We start from the raw sequence: 20,118 nt of genomic DNA on the forward strand, positions 1-20,118 counted from the left end.
CGATGGCGATAGCGTCACTGTGACATATCTACCGGGACTTCCGATACGGGCCTCGAACACTCTCAGTCAGCCTTCGGCTGCTCCATCATGGTCACGATCCGCTCGAGGTCATCCACCGAACCGAACTCGACGACGATCTTGCCCTTTCGCTTACCGAGACTGACGGTGACGCGAGTGTCGAACGAATTCGACAACCGCTCCGCGACATCCTGCAGGCCCGGCATCTGAATCGGACGCCGCTTGGCAGCCGGGGCAGGAGCGGGCCCCTCCCGGTTCGCGAGCATCACCGCCTCCTCTGTCGCCCGGACCGACATACCCTCGGCGACGATCCGGGCCGCAAGGACCTCCTGGGCATCCGCACCCGCCTCGAGTGACAATAGTGCCCGAGCGTGGCCAGCGGACAGCACACCCGCCGCGACCCGGCGCTGCACTGGGATCGGCAGCTTGAGTAGCCGGATCATGTTCGTCACGACGGGCCGGGACCGTCCGATGCGGGCCGCCAGCTCCTCGTGAGTGACCTCGAACTCCTCGAGCAACTGCTGATATGCCGCAGCCTCTTCGAGCGGGTTGAGCTGCACCCGGTGGATGTTCTCCAGCAGGGCGTCACGCAGCAGGGTCTCATCGGCGGTGTCCCGAACGATCGCGGGGATCGTCTCGAGCCCGGCAGCCTGGCTGGCCCGCCAGCGACGCTCGCCCATGACGAGCTGATATCGGTCGGAACCGACTCGGCGGACGACGATCGGCTGCATCAGACCGAACTCACGGATCGAGTGCACCAGCTCGCCCAGCGCCTCCTCGTCGAAGACATGACGAGGCTGCTTGGGATTCGGCTCGATCAGATGTGGTGCGATCTCGTGATACACGGCACCCGCGGGGGAGAGGGGCTCGTCGCCCGTGCGGACCGCGGGCGTCGGCGTGGGGGCGACGGCGACGGTGTCGTCGGACGCCGGCTTCGCCTCCCGGTCCACGTCCTTCGGAGCCGCTTTTTTCGTCGCCTTGGGCGCGGGCGCCTCGGCCGCATCCGAATCGATGGTGGTGGCGGCCGCGGGTGTCGCGGTGCCGATGATGACGTCGGCGGCCGCGCTGCCCAGCCCGGGACCGCCGTTGGCAGGACCAGTCGGAATGAGTGCCGCCAGGCCGCGTCCGAGGCCTCCCTTTCGTGTCTGCGCCATCTCTACTGCTCCTGCGTCGTGGTGGACATTCCGCGTGCGGCAAGTTCGCGGCCGGCGTCGAGGTAGCTCATCGCGCCCCGTGAACCCGGGTCGTAGTCGAGGACGGTCATCCCGTAGCCGGGCGCCTCGGACACCTTCACGCTGCGGGGGATGACCGCGCGCAGCACCGCACTGCCGAAGTGCTTACGCACCTCCTCAGCGACCTGGTCAGCAAGCTTGGTGCGCGCGTCGTACATCGTCAGTAGGACCGTCGAGACGTGCAGTTCCGGGTTGAGATGCGCCTGCACCAGTTCGATATTCCGCAGGAGCTGTCCGACGCCCTCGAGTGCGTAGTACTCGCACTGAATCGGGATCAGCACCTCCCGCGCTGCCACCATCGCGTTGACGGTGAGCAGGCCGAGGGACGGCGGGCAATCGATGAGGATGAAGTCGGCGTCGATGTCAGCAAGTGCCGTCTCGGAGAGGGCGTTCTTGAGCCGGTTTTCGCGAGCCACCATCGAGACGAGTTCGATCTCGGCACCGGCCAGATCGATCGTCGCGGGAATGCAATGGAGCCGTTCGTTGTGTGGGCTTTGCTGAATCGCCTCGGCCGCGGTGACCTCACCGAGGAGCAACTCGTAGCTCGACGGCGTTCCCGACGTGTGGGTGACACCGAGTGCTGTGCTCGCATTGCCCTGGGGATCGAGGTCCACGACGAGGACGGTGAGGCCCTGGATCGCCAGCGCGGACGCCAGATTCACCGTCGAGGTGGTCTTGCCGACGCCACCCTTCTGATTGGCGATAGTGAACACCCGCCGCTTCGGCGGCTTCGGGAGGGTCACCGACCCTGGGTGCAACACCTGACTCGCACGCTGAGCGGCCGCGCCGATCGGCGTGTCCGCGAGGGAGATTCCGGCGTAGGGGGAGTGGGAGAAGTCTTTGTCTCGACTGCCGCTCGTCGAGTCGGACGGGGCATCGGTTTCACGTGAAACCGCTTCCCGTGAAACGGCGGATTCAGATCCAGCCGACATCTACTGCTCCTTCGCTTGGTGACCACTCATAACGTAATTCTCGACTGTCGACCGCTCGAATGCCCGCAACCTAGCGGTGCCGGCGACCGTGGTGCGGGACGCGTTCTGCGCTCACCACAATCGTCGGCACCGGCAACACACCAACACCACACTCGACAACCTCCAGCTTGCCAGCACCCAACCGGCCAAGGGAAGCACGGTCACGGGAAATCTCCTCCGCCGCACTCGAACCCTTCAACGCCAACATCCTCCCACCCACACGCACCAACGGCAGCGACCACCGCACCAACCGCTCCAACGGCGCCACCGCCCGCGACGTCACCACATCCGCACCACCAACCTCCTTCACCACCCCTTCCTGCTCCGCACGCCCCCGAACCACCGAAACATTCGACAACCCCACCGAATCCACAAACTCCTGCAAATACACCGACCGCCGCAACAACGGCTCCACCAACGTCACCCGCACATCCGGCCGCGCAATCGCCAACGGAATCCCCGGCAACCCCGCACCCGAACCCACATCCACCACAGACTCGTTCGCCCCCACCAACTCACCCACCACCGCACAATTGAGCACATGCCGCACCCACAACCGCGGCACCTCCCGCGGACCGATCAACCCCCGCACCACACCATCCGACGCCAACGACGCGTAATACGCCTCCGCCAACGACGCCCGCTCACCGAACACCCGAGCAACCGCACCGACAACATCCCACTGCTCATCCACCAGTTCCACGTGAAACATCCTTCCCAACCCACCACCAACCAACAAACTTGGGCTACCCCAAATCCGCTGCGACGGTTGAAACGCGGGATCCGGCGACCCCCGGGCCACATGACTCGGTAGGGGAGGGGAGTGGTCACGCCAGTGGGCGCCTTGACCGACGCATCTTCCTGCATCGCCCGTCGATGTTTCACGTAGAACATTCGACACGCACACTACGGAGGTCTGGCGGCCGGATCCCTCGACCTGAGCTCCGATGCGACGGCCGTCGCCGCCATCCCGAGCACAAGGCGGTCGGGCAGACGGGTAGACCGACGGACCGGTCGGCGCCGCGTGGAAGTCGAGCACCCGCGATACTCCAACCGCCGGGCTCCGACCTGAGCACGGATGCGCTTCGGACCCGCCTGGAAGCGTCGAGAAGTGAAGTCTCAACGCGGGCACGGGGTGCACATGAGCGGATTCCCCTCCACGATGCACAAACTCGTCCGCGATCCCTACCTGTGGAACTGCCTGGCGCCAGAATCGCGGACGGGCGCCGCCTCAACGACAGGGGAGGGAAGGGGTCGATGGTCGTGATTCACGTGAAACATCGGCGGGGCATCTCAGCCTCCAACCACTCACCAACAGAAGAGGCCACACGCTGACTCTCAACCGTCCGTCCTACACTGAGCCTGGCCCATCGCGGCCCGCGTGCCCAATGCGGCGGTGTCGACGAAATCAGCAGAATCGCTTGACGATCTCCTGCACCGGATCGAGCTAGTCGGGGATGTCCAAGTTCACCGGATGCACCTAGGCGATGAGCCCCTCCATCATCGGTTCGACGTCCGGCGGCAATCTCGCCTATTCCATCTCCGATCGATCATCGGCTACTCGTCGACTCTCTCCGTTCACCGCATTCGGTGCCCACTCACAGTCGTAGGCACCCTGATCTCCAATGCGGCGAGACTTCCGCGCCCGGGGTTGAGAGGAGCGACTCACGACTAGGCAGAGTCGCCACAGCACAATGACTTCCACTAATTAGATTGTCACAGTGACGAAATGGACTGATACCCGTGGGTGGGTACTGAATTCGGACAAAACCCCATCCGGGGTAATACGGTGACTGTCGGTGCACCCCAGCATGATTCACGTGAAACACCTGGATCACCAAAACCACACCACATCAGACGTCCAGGTCGTACCGACTCATCAACAAGATTCGACAGAGGACGGGCGATGCAACGGTCGAGAAGCAGCAGATCGAACCGACGGGAGTGACGGATCGTGGTGGCCGTGGTTCTGACGGCCCTCGCCGCCGCAGTAGGAACCGGGGGATCCAAGCGAAGACACCACGTACTCGGTGCCCTCCAACCTCTTCGTTCAGGACGAGTTCACCAATTCCGGCGGGTCGGCAACCGGATCCAACGACTGGTCGTGCCGGCCGACCGCGGACCACCCGAACCCCGTGGTGCTCGTCCACGGCACTGCCGGCAATCGACTCAACAACTGGACCACGTTTGCACCGTTGCTCGCCAACGAGGGCTACTGCGTCTTTGCGCCGACCTTCGGGAACTACGCAGACCAGCCGTACCCGATCAGCGCAATCGGGGGAATGATCCGCGCAGAGGACAGCGCGGCCCAGATCGGCGCCTTCGTGGACGAGGTGCTCGCGGCGACCGGCGCGGCACGCGTGGACATCCTGGGTGTCTCGCAAGGATCGGTAGTGCCCAACTACTTCGTCAAGTACCTCGGCGGCGCAGCCAAGGTCGACAAGTACATCTCACTCGGTCCGGCCTGGAACGGCAGTGCACTCATCGGACCGGACGGTGGCGCAACGATTCTCGGTCTCGGCACCGACGACGCCCGTGGCATGCTGCCGTTCTGCCAGGCATGTCTCCAGTTCCTGCCCGAATCACAGTTCATTGCGAAGCTGCACGAGGGTGGCCTGTTTGCGCCGGAAGTCACCTACACCAACATCATGACCCGCTATGACGAGGGGATCTTGCCGTACACCAGTGGCTACGTGGAGGGCCCCAACGCGACGAACATCGTGGTTCAGGACGGCTGTTCGCAGGACTACTCGGACCATATCGCGCTCTTGGCATCCCGCGTCACCGCCGGCCACGTGCTCAACGCCCTCGATCCGGAACATCCGCGGCCCGTGCCGTGTGTGTTCGTCGCGCCGTTCGTCGGGGGCTGATCGGACCGTTTGCCCATCCGTCCGGGGTAGGGGAGTGGGTCACAAGTCGGGTCGGCGCCGACCGCGATGGGTGACCCGTCGGATCAGGGTCAGGTCAGTGGCGTTGACTGCGGTGCCGGTGGTGCGGGACGCGTTCTGCGCTCACCACAATCGTCGGCACCGGCAACACACCAACACCACACTCGACAACCTCCAGCTTGCCAGCACCCAACCGGCCAAGGGAAGCACGGTCACGGGAAATCTCCTCCGCCGCACTCGAACCCTTCAACGCCAACATCCTCCCACCCACACGCACCAACGGCAGCGACCACCGCACCAACCGCTCCAACGGCGCCACCGCCCGCGACGTCACCACATCCGCACCACCAACCTCCTTCACCACCCCTTCCTGCTCCGCACGCCCCCGAACCACCGAAACATTCGACAACCCCACCGAATCCACAAACTCCTGCAAATACACCGACCGCCGCAACAACGGCTCCACCAACGTCACCCGCACATCCGGCCGCGCAATCGCCAACGGAATCCCCGGCAACCCCGCACCCGAACCCACATCCACCACAGACTCGTTCGCCCCCACCAACTCACCCACCACCGCACAATTGAGCACATGCCGCACCCACAACCGCGGCACCTCCCGCGGACCGATCAACCCCCGCACCACACCATCCGACGCCAACGACGCGTAATACGCCTCCGCCAACGACGCCCGCTCACCGAACACCCGAGCAACCGCACCGACAACATCCCACTGCTCATCCACCAGTTCCACGTGAAACATCCTTCCCAACCCACCACCAACCAACAAGAGAAAAGCCGAGGGGCCCGCGGTGCGACACCCGCGGGCCCCTCGGCCTCGACACCGGACGATGTCCGTCAATCCTTGAGTACAACCACCCGGCGGGACGGCTCGGCGCCCTCGCTCTCACTGGAGACGCCGGCGACCTTCGCGACGGCGTCGTGCACGATTTTGCGCTCGAACGGCGTCATCGGGGTCAGCTCCTCGCGCTCACCAGACGCTAGAACGCGCTCCGCGGCGGCCTTACCCAGTGCGCTGAGTTCCTCGCGTCGTCCGGCACGCCAGCCAGCTACGTCGAGCATCAGGCGGCTACGCTCGCCGGTCGACTGCTGCACAGCCAAGCGAGTCAGCTCCTGTAGCGCATCGAGCACCTCGCCCTTGCGGCCGACCAGCTTTGCCAGGTCGTCGCCGCCGTCAATGCTGACAACTGCACGATCACCCTCGACGTCGAGGTCGATATCACCGTCGAAGTCCAGGACGTCGAGCAGCTGCTCGAGGTAGTCGCCAGCGATCTCGCCTTCCTCGATCAGATCGTCCTCGACATCGGTTTCCGCATTCTGAGTCTCGAGTACCACGTCTGTGCCCTCCCTGTTCTCACCGGCCCGGGCGGTGTCCTGCTCACTGGTCATCGTCGTTCTCTCTTCTCGAGGTCAGCGCCGCTTGCGCTTGTTGCTCTTGGGGCGATTCGCAGCCGGGCGTGGCTTCGGTTTCTGCCGCGGGGACGTCGATCCACCGCTTCCGGACGCATCTCGAGCCTCGGGGGTGTCATCAGCCTGCACCTCGTCGTCGCTCGCGGCAGGGGCTTGCGCCCCCTTCTTCTTGTCCAGCGACGGGCGCACACCCGGCTTGGGTGCGTTGTCGGCACGACGCTCGAGCGCGGCCCGCTTCTTGGCGTCTTCCTCCGAGTCGATCTTGCGGAACACCAGGTGCTGCTGCGCGTAGGTCCAGATATTGTTCGACACCCAGTACAGGAGGATCGCGATCATCAGGAAGGGGCCACCGACGAGCACGCCGAGCGGGAACACCCACAGCGCAAGCTTGTTCATGATCGCCGACTGCGGGTTGGCGGCGGCAGCCTCACTCTGACGAGCCACCGATGCCCGCGAGTTGAAGTGCGTCGCGATCGATGCGATCACCATCAGCGGAATGGAGACTGCCGCTACGTTCAGGACCGTCGGCACGGTGCCGTACTCACCGAACGACTGCAGCGTCTCCTTCGGCATCGTGATGTACGACGAGATCGGGGCGCCGAACAGGCGGGCACTCAAGAACGACTGGACGTCGGCCGAGCTGAAGAAGTAGTTCGCGGTGTTGGCGTTCTCCTCGACCGACATACCAAGCTGGCCGAAGCCTTCGCCTGTGCGGTTGAACGAGCGCAGCACATGGAACAGGCCGATGAACACCGGCGCCTGCAACAGCACCGGCAGGCAACCCATGATCGGGTTGAAGCCGTGCTCCTTCTGGAGCTTCTGCATCTCGACCGCCATGCGCTGGCGGTCCTTGGAGTACTTCTTCTGTAGCGCCTTGATCTGCGGCTGCAGTTCCTGCATCTGCCGCGTAGTGCGCACCTGCTTCACGAACGGCTTGTAGAGGATGGCGCGCAGCGTGAAGACGAGGAACATGACGGACAGCGCCCACGCGAATCCGTTGTCAGCTCCGAGAACGGCGCCGAACACCTTGTGCCAGACCCACAGGATCCCGGACACCGGATAGTAAATGATGTCGAGCACGGCTCTAAGTACTCCTCTGTTCGTCCACGTTCACCACACCGTGGTGTTGGGCAAGTATCGGGCAAGCGCGGCGCATCATTCCGGACTCGCATGATGGATGTGCCGTCCACGTCGTTCCGGGACGGGATCCCACCCACCAGGGTGCCAGGGCGCGCACTTCACCAGCCGCACGACGCTCAACGCCGAACCCTTCACTGCACCGTGGGTCCGTAGCGCGTCGACCGCGTACTCGCTGCACGTCGGCATGAACCGACACGTAGGCAGGCGCAGGGGGGACACGTACGTCCGGTACAGCTCGATCAGAAAGATGAGGGCTCTTGCGGGCAGGGAACGCAGCGTCATCCACGAAGTGACGACAAACGACGAGGAGCGCGGACCGGATTCGGTCCGCGCCTCGTCGGTTTCATTGCTCATGCGGGGGTACCTGCACCGGCGAGAAGATTCAGCTTCTCGAGCACGGAACGCAGCTGTTTGTCGAGTTCCTGGGAACTGGCAGTCGCTGAACCCGGCAACGCGCGAATCACCACATCGGTGTCCACCGGAACGGTATCGACCAACCCGGCACAGATATGACGAAACCGGCGGGCGACTCGATGTCGAATCACCGCCGGTCCGACAGCTTTACTGACGACGAGCCCGAAACGGGGCCCGCCATGACTCACCAAAGACTCGGCCTGTCCACGCTCGAGAGCGTGGACGACCAGGTCTCGTCTACCCATTCGACGCCCGCGGCGCACAGTTGCGGAAAAATCCACACGCCGGCGCAGGCGGTACGGCTCAGGTAACACCCCGAGCTCCCGAACTCAGGTTCGGATCAGGCGGTGAGCTCGCCGCGGCCCTTGCGGCGACGCGCCGAAACGATTGCACGACCCGCACGGGTCCGCATACGAAGACGGAAGCCGTGAACGCGCGCGCGGCGGCGATTGTTCGGCTGGAACGTCCGCTTGCCCTTGGCCACGGTCAACACTCCTCGAAGCTCGGTGACGCCGGTCGGCGTCGGTCTAACATTTCTGTGGAAACTCTGATGCCCCGACGATCGGGACAGACGTGCGGACCAGAGCCAGCGCACATCCTCCACCATCGGGTGACTGTTCGAGGGTACTGACCGTCACCGGCAAGGTCAAACCGGTGCCGATCCCCGATTCCCGCCCGCGCCCAGTCGCCACACATCGCGGCACCCAGCCTGCCCCGCGACACAGGCCTGTGGGACCTCTGCGAGACGGTTACACCGAGTTGCTCGGAATCACTGTGGACAAACCTCGCGGTTGCTACCGTTCCTCTATGGTCTTACCGAAACGAGCGACGCCACCGTAGGTCCTGAGCGTCACTCGTCTCGAATCCCGGCGACACTCGAGAGCCGGGACTGTTAGGCAACTAACACCCACGCGTCCGGCCCGAACCGACGCAACCAGCGCCACAAACTCACTTCACCGGAGCATTCCGCCAGGTGAGAGCCATGACCCTCCGGTCAGCGTCAATGCGCGACCCGAGCCGGCCTCATACTCGAGTGTTGTCCACATCTGTGGATAATTGTGTGGAAACAATGATCAGGTGGCATATTCGTTGCCCAGTACGGGGTCCAGCCTCACCGGGGGGAGCTCAACCGACAACCACGGCGCCGGGCCGGCAAGCCCGCACACGGGGAGGACGCACAGTGAACGACGATCCGAACGCCTTGGCGCATGTCTGGATCGACGTAGTTGCAGAGCTAACCTCCGACTCCGGTGACGGCACGCCGCTGACCAAGGCACACAAAGCATGGTTGGCCCTGGTCAAGCCGCTGACGTACGCCCAGGGATTCGCTCTTCTATCGGTCCCGTCCCCGCTCGCACAGGAAGCGATAGAACGCGATCTCCGCGAGCCGATCCTGCGTGCCCTCAACCGTCATCTCGGCCAGAAGGTCGAGGGACTCGGCGTCCGCATCGCCCCGCCATCCGAGCACGATTCCGCCACCGATGAACCCGAACCTGTGTCTCGAGACAGTGAGCAGGTCTCGGCCGCTGTCTACACCGGCACCGGGTACTCGCACGCCGGATCCGAGACCACCGAATCGGGCGCCTTCCGGCGCCGACACCTGGGTATGGGTGCAGGAGAAGTGGCAGCACCCGACGCCGATCACGAGGAAGTCGATGACGATCGTGAGGCGCTGGCCAGCGTGCACGAATCGTGGCCGTCGTACTTCACCAAACCACCCGCCGGACCGTCTACCGGGGCCACGCGGGCCAACAGCCTCAATGCGAAATACACGTTCGACACGTTCGTCATCGGCGCCTCCAACCGATTTGCGCACGCCGCGGCGGTCGCGATCGCCGAGGCACCGGCTCGGGCCTACAATCCCCTGTTCATCTGGGGTGCCTCTGGTCTCGGCAAGACACATCTGCTCCACGCCGCCGGGCACTACGCCCAGCGGCTGTTCCCCGGGATGCGCGTCAAGTACGTTTCCACCGAGGAGTTCACGAACGACTTCATCAACAGTCTTCGCGACGACCGTAAGGTCGCTTTCAAGCGGCGCTACCGCGAGACCGACATCCTGCTCGTCGACGACATCCAGTTCATCGAGGGCAAGGAAGGTATCCAGGAAGAGTTCTTCCACACCTTCAACACGCTGCACAATGCGAACAAGCAGATAGTGGTGTCGTCCGACCGCCCGCCCAAGCAACTGGCCACCCTCGAGGAACGCTTGCGAACCCGCTTCGAGTGGGGCCTGATCACCGACGTCCAGCCGCCGGAGCTCGAGACGCGGATCGCGATCCTGTCCAAGAAGGCCCGGATGGACCGGTTGGACGTCCCACACGACGTCCTCGAGCTGATCGCCAGCCGGATCGAACGCAACATCCGCGAACTCGAGGGTGCGCTCATTCGCGTGACCGCCTTCGCATCCCTCAACCGTCAGGCACTGGATCTCACCCTCGCCGAAGTGGTGCTGCGGGATCTGATGCCTGATTCGGCGGCGCTCGAGATCAACGCGGCAACGATCATGGCGGTGACCGCCGAGTACTTCAATATCTCGATCGACGACCTGTGTGGCCCTGGTAAGGCCCGGCCACTGGCCCAGGCTCGGCAGATCGCGATGTATCTGTGCCGCGAGCTGACGGACCTGTCGCTGCCCAAAATCGGTCAGACATTCGGCCGCGATCACACCACAGTCATGTACGCGGACAAGAAGATCCGCAAGGAAATGACCGAACGGCGCAAGGTGTACGACCAGGTCCAGGAACTCACCGCCCGCATCAAGCAGCGCTCCAAGAGCTGAGTCGAGCGCTCACCTGCCCTGCGTGTCAGGGGCTGTCAGTTGCTCCGCTCGCAGACATCCGCACGGCGTTTTGCCGTGCGGATGTCGTGTCTTCCGAGTGACTCGAGACATGCCCGACAAAGAATTCACATCTGTGGATAAGTATGTGTATAAGATGGAATCGCTGTGGAGAACTGCGGGAAAAGTTCGAACAGTCTCGAGGTGTCCACATGGGGCGCCGATTCGTCCTCGAGTACATCCTCGAGACGTCCCCATGTCTCGAGGATGCGAGGCCAGGGCCTTCAGGGGTTCATCCACAGATTCCACAGTGCCTATTACTGTTATTGAAGTCTTCTCTGAAGAAGTTCTTTGAAAACAAGCCTTGGGGACAGCTGCTGTTCACAGCCCTCCTCGAGGGTCTCGAGATGCCGGGCATCGGCTTTCCAACTCGGGCCTCGAAGGCATACGGTGTGCTGCGGCCGCTGTGTCAGACTGCAAACGCAGCCCCATACCGCCGTTGAAGAGATGTCCATGCCTACCGAGAGGAACACCCGAGCGATGGAGCTTGGAAGTATGAAGTTTCGCGTTGCTCGGGAAGACTTCGCCGATTCCGTCGCATGGGTCGCGCGTAGCCTGCCCTCACGGCCCCCGGTGCCGGTTCTCGGTGGTGTGCTCCTCGGTGCCGACGAGCACGGCCTGACCGTCTCCGGCTTCGACTACGAGGTCTCCGCTCAGGTGCGTGTCTCTGCCGAAGTCACCGTCTCCGGCCAGGTTCTGGTCTCCGGCAAACTGCTCGCGGACATCACCCGATCGCTGCCCAACAAGCCTGTCGACGTAACTCTCGACGGCACCCGCGTGCTCATCACGTGCGGCAGCGCCAAATTCTCGCTTCCCACCATGCCGGTAGAGGATTACCCGCAGCTGCCGACCCTGCCGCAGCAGACCGGATCGCTACCCGTGGAACTGTTCTCGGAGGCTGTCGGCCAGGTCGCCGTCGCAGCCGGCAAGGACGACACCCTGCCGATGCTCACCGGTATCCGCGTCGAGATCGAGGGCACCACCATCGTGCTCGCGGCCACTGACCGGTTCCGGCTCGCAGTCCGTCAGCTCGAGTGGATGCCGGCATCCCCTGACACATCCGCCGCAGTCCTGGTTCCGGCAAAGACGTTGTCCGAGTCCGCGAAGACTTTGGGTGGCAACACCGTTTCGCCCGTGGAACTCGCGCTCGGTGCTGGTTCGTCGGTCGGTACCGAGGGCATGCTCGGCATCGTTTCGGACGGTCGCCGCACCACCACCCGCCTACTCGATGCAGAGTTCCCCAAGTTCCGGCAATTGCTCCCGCCCGAACACACTGCGATGGCAACCGTAGAAGTGGCGCCACTGGTCGAGGCCATCAAGCGCGTCGCGCTCGTCGCCGAGCGAGGTGCGCAGGTGCGGCTCGAGTTCAGCGGCGACGGTCTACTGCTGTCGGCCGGTGGCGACGATGCCGGCCGCGCCGAGGAAGCGCTCGAGGCGAATTTCCAGGGTGAACCCCTCACCATCGCGTTCAACCCGGGCTACCTCATCGACGGGCTCGGCTCCCTGCACTCGGAGCGGGTCCTGTTCGGATTCACCACTCCGAGCCGTCCCGCGGTACTGCGTCCCGCCGGTGAGGACGAGCCCGAGCGAGGCGACTCCGGCGCCTTCACTGCGCCAGAGAGCGAGTACACCTATCTGCTGATGCCCGTGCGCCTACCCGGCTGAGTCACTCGAGCCCGGCACGATTCACCCACTAGGGGAGGGACATCTCACGATGCAGCTCGGACTGGTCGGACTGGGCAAGACGAGATTCGGCCTGAGCGCGCGGCCGTGGGCACACAGTCGCAACATCATCGGGTACCGCCCGCCGGAGGTCAGCGGCCGAGGTCCACTCGCGGAGGATTCGGGGTTCGGCGGGCAGACGATCCGTTCGCCACGATTGGGAACGGCGTCCGAGAGCTAGTGTTCGTTCGCAAATTCTCCCTCCGAGACTTCCGGTCCTGGGATGGCGTCACAGTGGACCTCGAGCCCGGCTGCACGGTGTTCGTCGGTCGCAACGGCCACGGTAAGACGAATCTGCTCGAGGCGCTGGGGTACCTGTCCACGCTCTCCTCGCACCGCGTGTCCACGGACGCACCGCTCGTCCGGGCAGGGGCGCCCCAGGCCTATGCCGGTGCTCTGGTGGTCAACCATGGTCGTGAGCTCGGGATCGACATCGAGATCAATGACGGGAAGGTCAACCGCGCGCGGATCAACCAGTCGCCGACGCGTCGGCCGCGCGAGCTCGTCGGGATCTTGCAGACGGTGCTGTTCGCGCCCGAGGACCTGTCACTGGTGCGCGGGGATCCCGGGGAACGGCGCCGGTTCCTCGACGAGCTGCTCACCTCCAGGATTCCGCGGATGGCCGCGGTGCGTGCCGATTACGACAAGGTGTTGCGACAGCGTTCGGCACTGCTCAAGACCGCCGGTGGCGCGCTGCGGCGCGGAGCCCGTTCGAATGACGGCGAGAACGCTCTTGCCACTCTCGATGTCTGGGACGGACACTTGGCGATGCACGGCGCCCAGTTGCTCGAGGCTCGGCTGCGGCTGGTACACGATCTGGCTCCGCACCTCGCAGCGTCGTACCGGTCGATCGCACCGGAGTCGCGGCCGGCCGGGGTGCGCTACCGTAGCAGCCTCGCTTCCTCTCTCCCTCCTGAATTCTATGATCCTGCAAGGGAACCCGAACGCGATGACCTGGAACTGCTGGAGGCGAGCTTCTTGCACGAGCTGTCGGTGATGCGTTCCAAGGAGATCGAGCGCGGTGTGTGCCTGGTGGGTCCGCACCGTGACGACCTGGAGCTGTACCTTGGCGATCATCCTGCGAAAGGGTTTGCCAGCCATGGTGAATCGTGGTCGTTCGCACTGTCGCTGCGGCTGGCGGCCTTCTTCCTGCTGCGTGCTGACGGTAGCGACCCGGTTCTGATGCTCGATGACGTTTTCGCTGAGCTGGACCGGCGTAGACGAACCGCGCTCGCCTCTGTCGCCGCCGAGGCCGAGCAGGTCCTCATCACCGCCGCGGTGACCGAGGACCTGCCGGACGAGTTGACCGCGACCCGGTTCACCGTCGAGGCACATGACACCGACGGTGGCCGCATTTCGCGGCTCACCAGGTTCGACGAGGTCACGACGACGGGGGACGATCGATGACCGAGGAATCGGGCGACGAGCTCCGCCCCGAAACACCACAACCCGAACTCAAGGGCATAGATCTGGCGCGCCGCGCGCTCGAGGAGGCCCGCGCCGCGGCCAAGGCCAGCGGCAAGTCCGTGGGACAGGGCCGGTCGTCGCCGCGAGGCGGCGGTATCCGGGCGGTGCGCGGGCGGCGTCGGCGCAGCTGGTCCGGCCCGGGTCCCGACGATCGTGATCCACAGACACTCGGTGCGCTGACCGGCGCGATCGCGAAGCAGCGCGGCTGGTCGACGAGGGTGTCCGAGGGCACGGTGCTGGGTCGTTGGACCCAGGTGGTAGGTGAGGACATTGCGGCACACGCCGAACCGACCGGCCTGCGCGAGGGCGTGCTCAGCGTATCCGCGGAATCCACGGCATGGGCGACCCAGCTCCGGATGATGCAATCGCAGATTCTCGCGAAGATTGCGGCCGCCGTCGGGCACGGCGTGGTGACGTCGTTGCGGATCACCGGCCCGACCGCGCCCAGCTGGCGTAAGGGTGAACGCCATGTCCGTGGTCGCGGACCCCGCGATACCTACGGCTGAGCGGACCCTGGATCTGTCTGATACTCCATGTTACATTTAACTCACTTGGTGAGTGAACTGGCTCACAGCGCTCCCTGCTTCGGCTGGGATTTGCGGTTCGGGCCTGAGTGAGTAACTGGGAGGCGTCATGTCCGAAACGCACCCGCGGGTCCTCGACGAGCCGGAGCACATCCTGTTGCAGGCCCGCAACGTCGAGTTCGACTGGACCGGCCTGCCGATGCACTGGATTCCCGGCGACCCGTTCAGCACGCACGTGCTCAACGTGCTGCACCTGCTGCTGCCGGCGGGCGAGGACTGGTTTGTCGACACCTTCAAAGAGGCACTGCCACTGATTCAGGACGAGAGGCTGCGCGAGGACGTCGTCGGTTTCATCGGCCAGGAGGCGATGCACTCCAGCGCACACACGGGCGTGCTGGTCCATCTGAAGGCGAACGGCCTGGATCCGGCGCCGTTCACGGAGCAGATGCACTGGACGTTCAGCAAGGTGCTCGGCCCCAAGCCGCTCACCGGTCGCCGCGCCGAGAACCACCTGATCGAGCGGCTCGCGATCATCGCGGCCATCGAGCACATCACCGCGTTCCTCGGCGACTGGGTGCTGGGCGCCGACGGTCTCGACCGTGCCGGCACCCACCCGACCATGCTCGACCTGTTGCGCTGGCACGGGTCCGAGGAGGTCGAGCACCGGTGTGTCGCTTATGACGTGATGCGTTACTTCGACAAGCGTGAGTCCCGGCGGATCCGCACGCAGCTCGTGGTCACGCCGATGATCGTATGGCTCTGGGTGCGTGGCACCCGGTACCTGATGTGGCACGATCCGGAGCTGGCGAACTGGTCGCCGCGGCGTCGGCGTCCGCACCTCTCCGACTTCGTATCGGCCGGGCGACGCGGAACTTTGCCTACCGCAAGGGAACTGGCGCGCCGCATGTCCACCTACTTCCGACGGGACTACCACCCCAGCAAGGAAGGGTCGACCGCGCAGGCGGTGGCCTACCTGGCGTCCTCACCGGCGGCTCGGGCGGCAGTCCGGTGAGGCTGTCGCGAGCCCGTGACCTCGTCATCGGGCAGGACGCCCTCACCCGACCGGCGGCCCCGTCCGACATCCGCGGTCGGGATCGGCCGGACCGCGCGATGAAGATCGTCGAGGCCGTTGCGGACAAGTACCTGCGGGTGCTCACCGCGTACGACTACGACCCGGCCGTAGCCGGTCACAACCCGGATAGCGCAATGACACTGGTAGTCGCGGACCGGGAGATCGTCGCCGCGGACGAGAACGTGGCCGCGCTCACCTTCGTGGCTGTCGACGGCGGCGATCTACCCGCATGGCAGCCCGGGTGCCATCTCGACTTCCACCTGCCGTCCGGCCTGCGTCGGCAGTACTCTTTGTGCGGCGACCCTGCCGACCGCGGTCGCTACCGGATAGCCGTCCGATCCATCCCCGAAGGAGGCGGTGGCTCGATCGAGATGCACGGTCTCCTCCCGGGGACCGCTGTCACGGTGCGTGGGCCACGCAACGGGTTCCCATTCGTGCCGACCGGCAGCGCGTTGTTCGTCGCCGGCGGTATCGGCATCACCCCGATCATCGCGATGGTCCGGGCCGCCCGCGCAGCCGGAATCGACTGGCAGTTCGTCTATTCCGGTCGTTCACGCGAATCCATGCCGTTCCTCGACGAGATCGAGACATGGGAATCCGAACGAGTGTTTGTTCGACCCGATGACGAGTTCGGTCGGCCCACCGCGGGAGAACTGCTGCGGCGGGCACCGGCCGGGGGAGCGGTGTACTGCTGCGGACCCACCCCGATGCTCGACGCCGTTCGGGACCGTTTCGCCGATACCGGCGCCACGGCCCTGCACTTCGAACGGTTCGGCGCGCCAACAGTTCTCGACGGAACTCCGTTCGAGGTGGAACTGGCGAGTACCGGCGAAGTGTTGCCCGTGCGGGCCGACGAGTCGGCGCTCGCGGTGATCCGGAACCGGATGCCCGGCGTCGGCTACTCCTGTCAGCAGGGCTTCTGCGGCACGTGCCGAGTGCACGTGCTGTCGGGAACCCCCGAGCATCGCGAGACGCGGTTGACGCGGCAGGAGCAAGAGGACGAGATGCTGATCTGCGTGTCCCGGTCCGTAGGTGGTCGTTTGACGCTCGACCTATGACCCCTGATCTGGACCGAACTTCTGAGCGGGAGGAACTTTCATGAGCGGGATCCACTCCGGCGAGACGCAGCCCCGGCTTCGCCTCGTGACCCGCGGCAACGTCCAGCTCGCGGTGTTCGAGCAGGGCAACCCGGACGGGGAGACTTTGGTACTGGTGCACGGCTGGCCCGACACCCACGAGTTGTGGCGGTCCGTGACTGCCCATCTCGAGGACCGGTTCCGGATCGTCAGTTACGACACCCGCGGTGCCGGTGCGAGTACCTCACCGACGGCAGTATCCGCGTACCGACTCGAGGAACTGGCCCGCGACCTGACCTCGGTGATCGACGCCGTCAGCCCTGATGCGCCTGTGCACGTGCTCGCGCACGACTGGGGTGCGGTCGAGGCGTGGGAGGCGGTGTGTGAGCCGGGTGCGGAGATGCGGATCGCGTCGTACACGTCCATCTCGGGGCCGAACCTCGATCACCTGGGTGGGTGGATGCGGCGTTCGCTCGCACAGGGCCGAGTGGCGGGGCCGTTATCGCAGGCCGCGGCGTCGGCGTACACCCTCCTGTTCCAGATCCCGGTGCTCGGCACTCTGCCGTTCCGGCTGGGCCTGTGGCGGATCTGGCCGACGTTCCTGCGGTTGTTCGACCGCTTGGACCCTGCGCTGGTCCGGCCGGCGCCGTCGCTGCGGTCGGACATGGTGACCGGCCTCAAGCGCTACCGGGCCAACATCCGGCCGCGACTGTTCCACCCGCGCGAGCGCCGCACCGCTGTTCCGGTGCAGTTGATCCTCAACCGGCAGGACCGGGCGGTTCGTCCGGTCAGCTATGAGGACATCGGGCAGTGGGTCTCGGACCTGCGTCGAAGGGAGCTGCCAGCCGGACACTGGTCGCCGATCTCGCACGGCCGCGACGTGGCCAGACTGACGGCTGAGTTCGTTGATGATCTTCGTGGGGGTGCTGCGGCGGACAGCGCTGAGGTCGGTCCGGTCTAGGGTCCTACCCGCTGGGGCCCGAGAAAAGTCGCCTGTGGGGCAGCTGGGGGCGTGTTAGGTGCCTTGTATGTCGGTGAGGACAAGTAAGATGGCCGGGTAACTAGCGGCGAATCTCGACACCCCGCTCGCGGTGCCTCGTTGTGTGTGGCTGCGGTAACACTCGGCCACTCTCCTTCGGAGCGCAGTGTAGAGCTGTGTCGGCACACTACGGAGAAGGAGAGCTACCCACCCGTGGCTGCCCAGAAGTCAGACAAGAGCAACACATACGGCGCTTCCTCCATCACCGTTCTCGAAGGGCTGGAAGCCGTCCGCAAGCGTCCCGGCATGTACATCGGTTCCACCGGTGAACGCGGCCTGCACCACCTGATCTGGGAGGTCGTCGACAACTCGGTCGACGAGGCGATGGCCGGCTATGCGAGCAAGGTCGAGGTGACCATGCTCGAGGACGGTGGCATCCAGGTCGTCGACGACGGCCGCGGTATCCCCGTCGCGATGCACGCTTCCGGTGCCCCCACCGTCGAGGTCGTCATGACTCAGCTGCACGCGGGCGGCAAGTTCGACTCCGACGCGTACGCGGTGTCCGGCGGTCTCCACGGCGTCGGTATCTCGGTCGTGAATGCGCTCTCGACCAAGGTCGAAGTCGATATCAAGGTCGACGGCTACCACTGGTTCCAGACGTACACGTACGCCAAGCCGGGTCCGCTGGTGCAGGGCGAGCCTACGTCCGAGACCGGCACCACGATCCGCTTCTGGTCGGACCCGCAGATCTTCGAGACCACGGTCTACAACTTCGAGACGGTCGCTCGTCGCCTGCAGGAGATGGCGTTCCTCAACAAGGGACTGACCATCACCCTCACCGATGAGCGTGTTACCCCGGACGAGGTGACCGACGACGTCGTCAGCCAGACGGCGGAGGCGCCCAAGACTGCGACCGAGGTCGAGGCGGAGGCGGCTGCGCCGAAGCCCAAGGTCAAGTCTCGGGTCTACCACTACCCGGGCGGTCTCGAAGACTACGTGCGGTTCATCAACCGCACCAAGCAGCCGATCCACAACTCCGTCGTCGGGTTCACCGCGAAGGGAACCGGCCACGAGCTCGAGGTCGCGATGCAGTGGAACTCCGGCTACTCGGAGTCCGTGCACACCTTCGCGAACACGATCAACACCCATGAGGGTGGCACGCACGAGGAGGGCTTCCGATCGGCGCTCACCCTGGTGGTGAAGAAGTACGCCAAGGACAAGAAGCTCGTCAAGGAGAAGGACGCCGAGCTGACCGGTGACGACATCCGTGAGGGTCTCGCCGCGATCCTCTCCGTCAAGGTCGCCGAACCGCAGTTCGAGGGCCAGACCAAGACCAAGCTCGGCAACACCGAGGTCAAGTCGTTCGTGCAGAAGGCATGCAACGAGCACCTGACGCACTGGTTCGAGGCCAACCCCGCGGACGCGAAGGTGATTGTCAACAAGGCGGTTTCGTCGGCGCAGGCCCGGACTGCGGCCCGCAAGGCGCGTGAGCTTGTTCGCCGTAAGAGTGCCACCGACATCGGCGGCCTGCCCGGCAAGCTCGCGGACTGCCGCTCCAACGACCCCTCCAAGTGCGAGGTCTACGTCGTGGAGGGTGACTCCGCCGGTGGCTCGGCCAAGTCCGGCCGTGACTCGATGTACCAGGCGATCCTGCCGCTGCGTGGCAAGATCATCAACGTCGAGAAGGCCCGCATCGATCGCGTCCTCAAGAACACTGAGGTCCAGTCGATCATCACCGCTTTCGGCACCGGCATCCACGACGAGTTCGACATCTCCAAGCTGCGTTACCACAAGATCGTGCTGATGGCGGACGCCGACGTCGACGGCCAGCACATCTCGACGTTGCTGATGACGCTGCTCTTCCGGTTCATGCGTCCGTTGATCGAACAGGGACACGTCTACCTGGCCCAGCCGCCGCTGTACAAGCTCAAGTGGCAGAAGGGCGCCCCGCCGGAGTTCGCATACTCCGATCGCGAGCGTGATGGGCTACTCGAAGCGGGTCTGGCGGCCGGCAAGAAGATCAACAAGGACGACGGCATCCAGCGCTACAAGGGTCTCGGCGAGATGAACGCCAAGGAATTGTGGGAGACCACGATGGATCCGAGCGCGCGGGTGCTGCGTCTGGTGACGCTCGACGACGCCGCCGCTGCGGACGAGCTGTTCAGTGTGCTCATGGGTGAGGACGTCGAGGCGCGTCGCAGCTTCATCACCCGCAACGCCAAGGATGTCCGCTTCCTCGACGTGTAAGTAGGCAGGCGCCTTCGGCGCCCGTGCGTGGTTGACGAGTCCAGGAACTCGCTTACCACGCACAGGCCGCGCAGCGGCCCCACGACTTTGATCAGAAAGTG

The 20,118-nt window shown here is 64.8% G+C and carries 18 protein-coding genes; 9 read left to right on the plus strand and 9 right to left on the minus strand.

The features are described from left to right. Positions 1-62 precede the first annotated feature (62 nt). The 3 genes from ERC79_RS11510 to rsmG (ERC79_RS11520) form a co-directional block, all read right to left on the minus strand. Entirely contained in the window at positions 63-1,172 is a 1,110-nt protein-coding gene (locus ERC79_RS11510; protein ID WP_131578277.1) for a ParB/RepB/Spo0J family partition protein, read from the minus strand. A gap of 2 nt (positions 1,173-1,174) precedes the next feature. Continuing rightward, positions 1,175-2,182 (minus strand): ParA family protein, encoded by a 1,008-nt coding sequence (locus ERC79_RS11515; RefSeq protein WP_131578279.1) that lies wholly within the window; start codon positions 2,180-2,182, stop codon positions 1,175-1,177. Positions 2,183-2,252: 70 nt separating this feature from the next. Then, positions 2,253-2,933, minus strand: a complete 681-nt coding sequence (rsmG, locus tag ERC79_RS11520; RefSeq protein ID WP_131578282.1) for a 16S rRNA (guanine(527)-N(7))-methyltransferase RsmG — start codon at positions 2,931-2,933, stop codon at positions 2,253-2,255. A gap of 1,318 nt (positions 2,934-4,251) precedes the next feature. On the opposite strand from rsmG (ERC79_RS11520), the gene ERC79_RS11525 reads away from it, so the two are divergent. Continuing rightward, positions 4,252-5,091 carry an alpha/beta fold hydrolase gene (locus tag ERC79_RS11525; RefSeq protein WP_242676531.1) on the plus strand — a complete coding sequence of 280 codons (840 nt, stop codon included), beginning with the start codon at positions 4,252-4,254 and terminating at the stop codon, positions 5,089-5,091. A gap of 94 nt (positions 5,092-5,185) precedes the next feature. Here ERC79_RS11525 and rsmG (ERC79_RS11530) read toward each other — a convergent pair whose 3' ends face one another. From rsmG (ERC79_RS11530) to rpmH, 6 genes are all read right to left on the minus strand, one after another. Then, the gene (gene rsmG, locus ERC79_RS11530; protein WP_131578284.1) at positions 5,186-5,872 is read right to left on the minus strand and encodes a 16S rRNA (guanine(527)-N(7))-methyltransferase RsmG; all 687 of its coding nucleotides are present in this window, start codon (positions 5,870-5,872) and stop codon (positions 5,186-5,188) included. A gap of 95 nt (positions 5,873-5,967) precedes the next feature. Next, positions 5,968-6,519 carry a protein jag gene (locus ERC79_RS11535; RefSeq protein WP_131578286.1) on the minus strand — a complete coding sequence of 184 codons (552 nt, stop codon included), beginning with the start codon at positions 6,517-6,519 and terminating at the stop codon, positions 5,968-5,970. Between the two features lie 21 nt (positions 6,520-6,540). Further along, positions 6,541-7,620, minus strand: coding sequence for a membrane protein insertase YidC (gene yidC / locus ERC79_RS11540; protein WP_131578288.1), 1,080 nt, complete (start codon positions 7,618-7,620; stop codon positions 6,541-6,543). Positions 7,621-7,695: 75 nt separating this feature from the next. Next, a complete protein-coding gene (gene yidD, locus ERC79_RS11545; protein ID WP_242676878.1) occupies positions 7,696-7,962 on the minus strand; it encodes a membrane protein insertion efficiency factor YidD in 267 nt (88 codons plus the stop codon). 68 nt (positions 7,963-8,030) lie between these two features. After that, the gene (gene rnpA, locus ERC79_RS11550) at positions 8,031-8,408 is read right to left on the minus strand and encodes a ribonuclease P protein component (protein WP_131578292.1); all 378 of its coding nucleotides are present in this window, start codon (positions 8,406-8,408) and stop codon (positions 8,031-8,033) included. Between the two features lie 26 nt (positions 8,409-8,434). Continuing rightward, complete coding sequence (rpmH, locus tag ERC79_RS11555) at positions 8,435-8,578, minus strand: 50S ribosomal protein L34 (protein ID WP_081880771.1); 144 nt, start codon at positions 8,576-8,578, stop codon at positions 8,435-8,437. A gap of 696 nt (positions 8,579-9,274) precedes the next feature. Between rpmH and dnaA the strand changes: the two genes are divergently transcribed. From dnaA to gyrB, 8 genes are all read left to right on the plus strand, one after another. Continuing rightward, positions 9,275-10,873 (plus strand): chromosomal replication initiator protein DnaA, encoded by a 1,599-nt coding sequence (dnaA, locus tag ERC79_RS11560; RefSeq protein ID WP_131578294.1) that lies wholly within the window; start codon positions 9,275-9,277, stop codon positions 10,871-10,873. Positions 10,874-11,410: 537 nt separating this feature from the next. Beyond that, entirely contained in the window at positions 11,411-12,595 is a 1,185-nt protein-coding gene (gene dnaN / locus ERC79_RS11565) for a DNA polymerase III subunit beta (protein ID WP_131578296.1), read from the plus strand. A 237-nt stretch (positions 12,596-12,832) separates the two neighbouring features. Next, positions 12,833-14,059, plus strand: a complete 1,227-nt coding sequence (gene recF, locus ERC79_RS11570; RefSeq protein ID WP_131578298.1) for a DNA replication/repair protein RecF — start codon at positions 12,833-12,835, stop codon at positions 14,057-14,059. Continuing rightward, positions 14,056-14,625 (plus strand): DUF721 family protein, encoded by a 570-nt coding sequence (locus tag ERC79_RS11575; RefSeq protein ID WP_131578300.1) that lies wholly within the window; start codon positions 14,056-14,058, stop codon positions 14,623-14,625. Before recF ends, ERC79_RS11575 begins: the two co-directional genes overlap by 4 nt. 127 nt (positions 14,626-14,752) lie before the next feature. After that, the gene (locus ERC79_RS11580) at positions 14,753-15,655 is read left to right on the plus strand and encodes a metal-dependent hydrolase (RefSeq protein WP_131578302.1); all 903 of its coding nucleotides are present in this window, start codon (positions 14,753-14,755) and stop codon (positions 15,653-15,655) included. Then, positions 15,652-16,773, plus strand: a complete 1,122-nt coding sequence (locus ERC79_RS11585; RefSeq protein WP_131578304.1) for a PDR/VanB family oxidoreductase — start codon at positions 15,652-15,654, stop codon at positions 16,771-16,773. Before ERC79_RS11580 ends, ERC79_RS11585 begins: the two co-directional genes overlap by 4 nt. A 40-nt stretch (positions 16,774-16,813) precedes the next feature. Further along, complete coding sequence (locus ERC79_RS11590) at positions 16,814-17,752, plus strand: alpha/beta fold hydrolase (protein ID WP_131578306.1); 939 nt, start codon at positions 16,814-16,816, stop codon at positions 17,750-17,752. Between the two features lie 231 nt (positions 17,753-17,983). Beyond that, positions 17,984-20,017, plus strand: coding sequence for a DNA topoisomerase (ATP-hydrolyzing) subunit B (gene gyrB / locus ERC79_RS11595; RefSeq protein ID WP_131578308.1), 2,034 nt, complete (start codon positions 17,984-17,986; stop codon positions 20,015-20,017). The last annotated feature ends 101 nt before the right edge of the window (positions 20,018-20,118 follow it).

Source organism: Rhodococcus sp. ABRD24 (assembly GCF_004328705.1).
In the GTDB taxonomy this organism is placed as follows: Bacteria; Actinomycetota; Actinomycetes; order Mycobacteriales; family Mycobacteriaceae; genus Prescottella.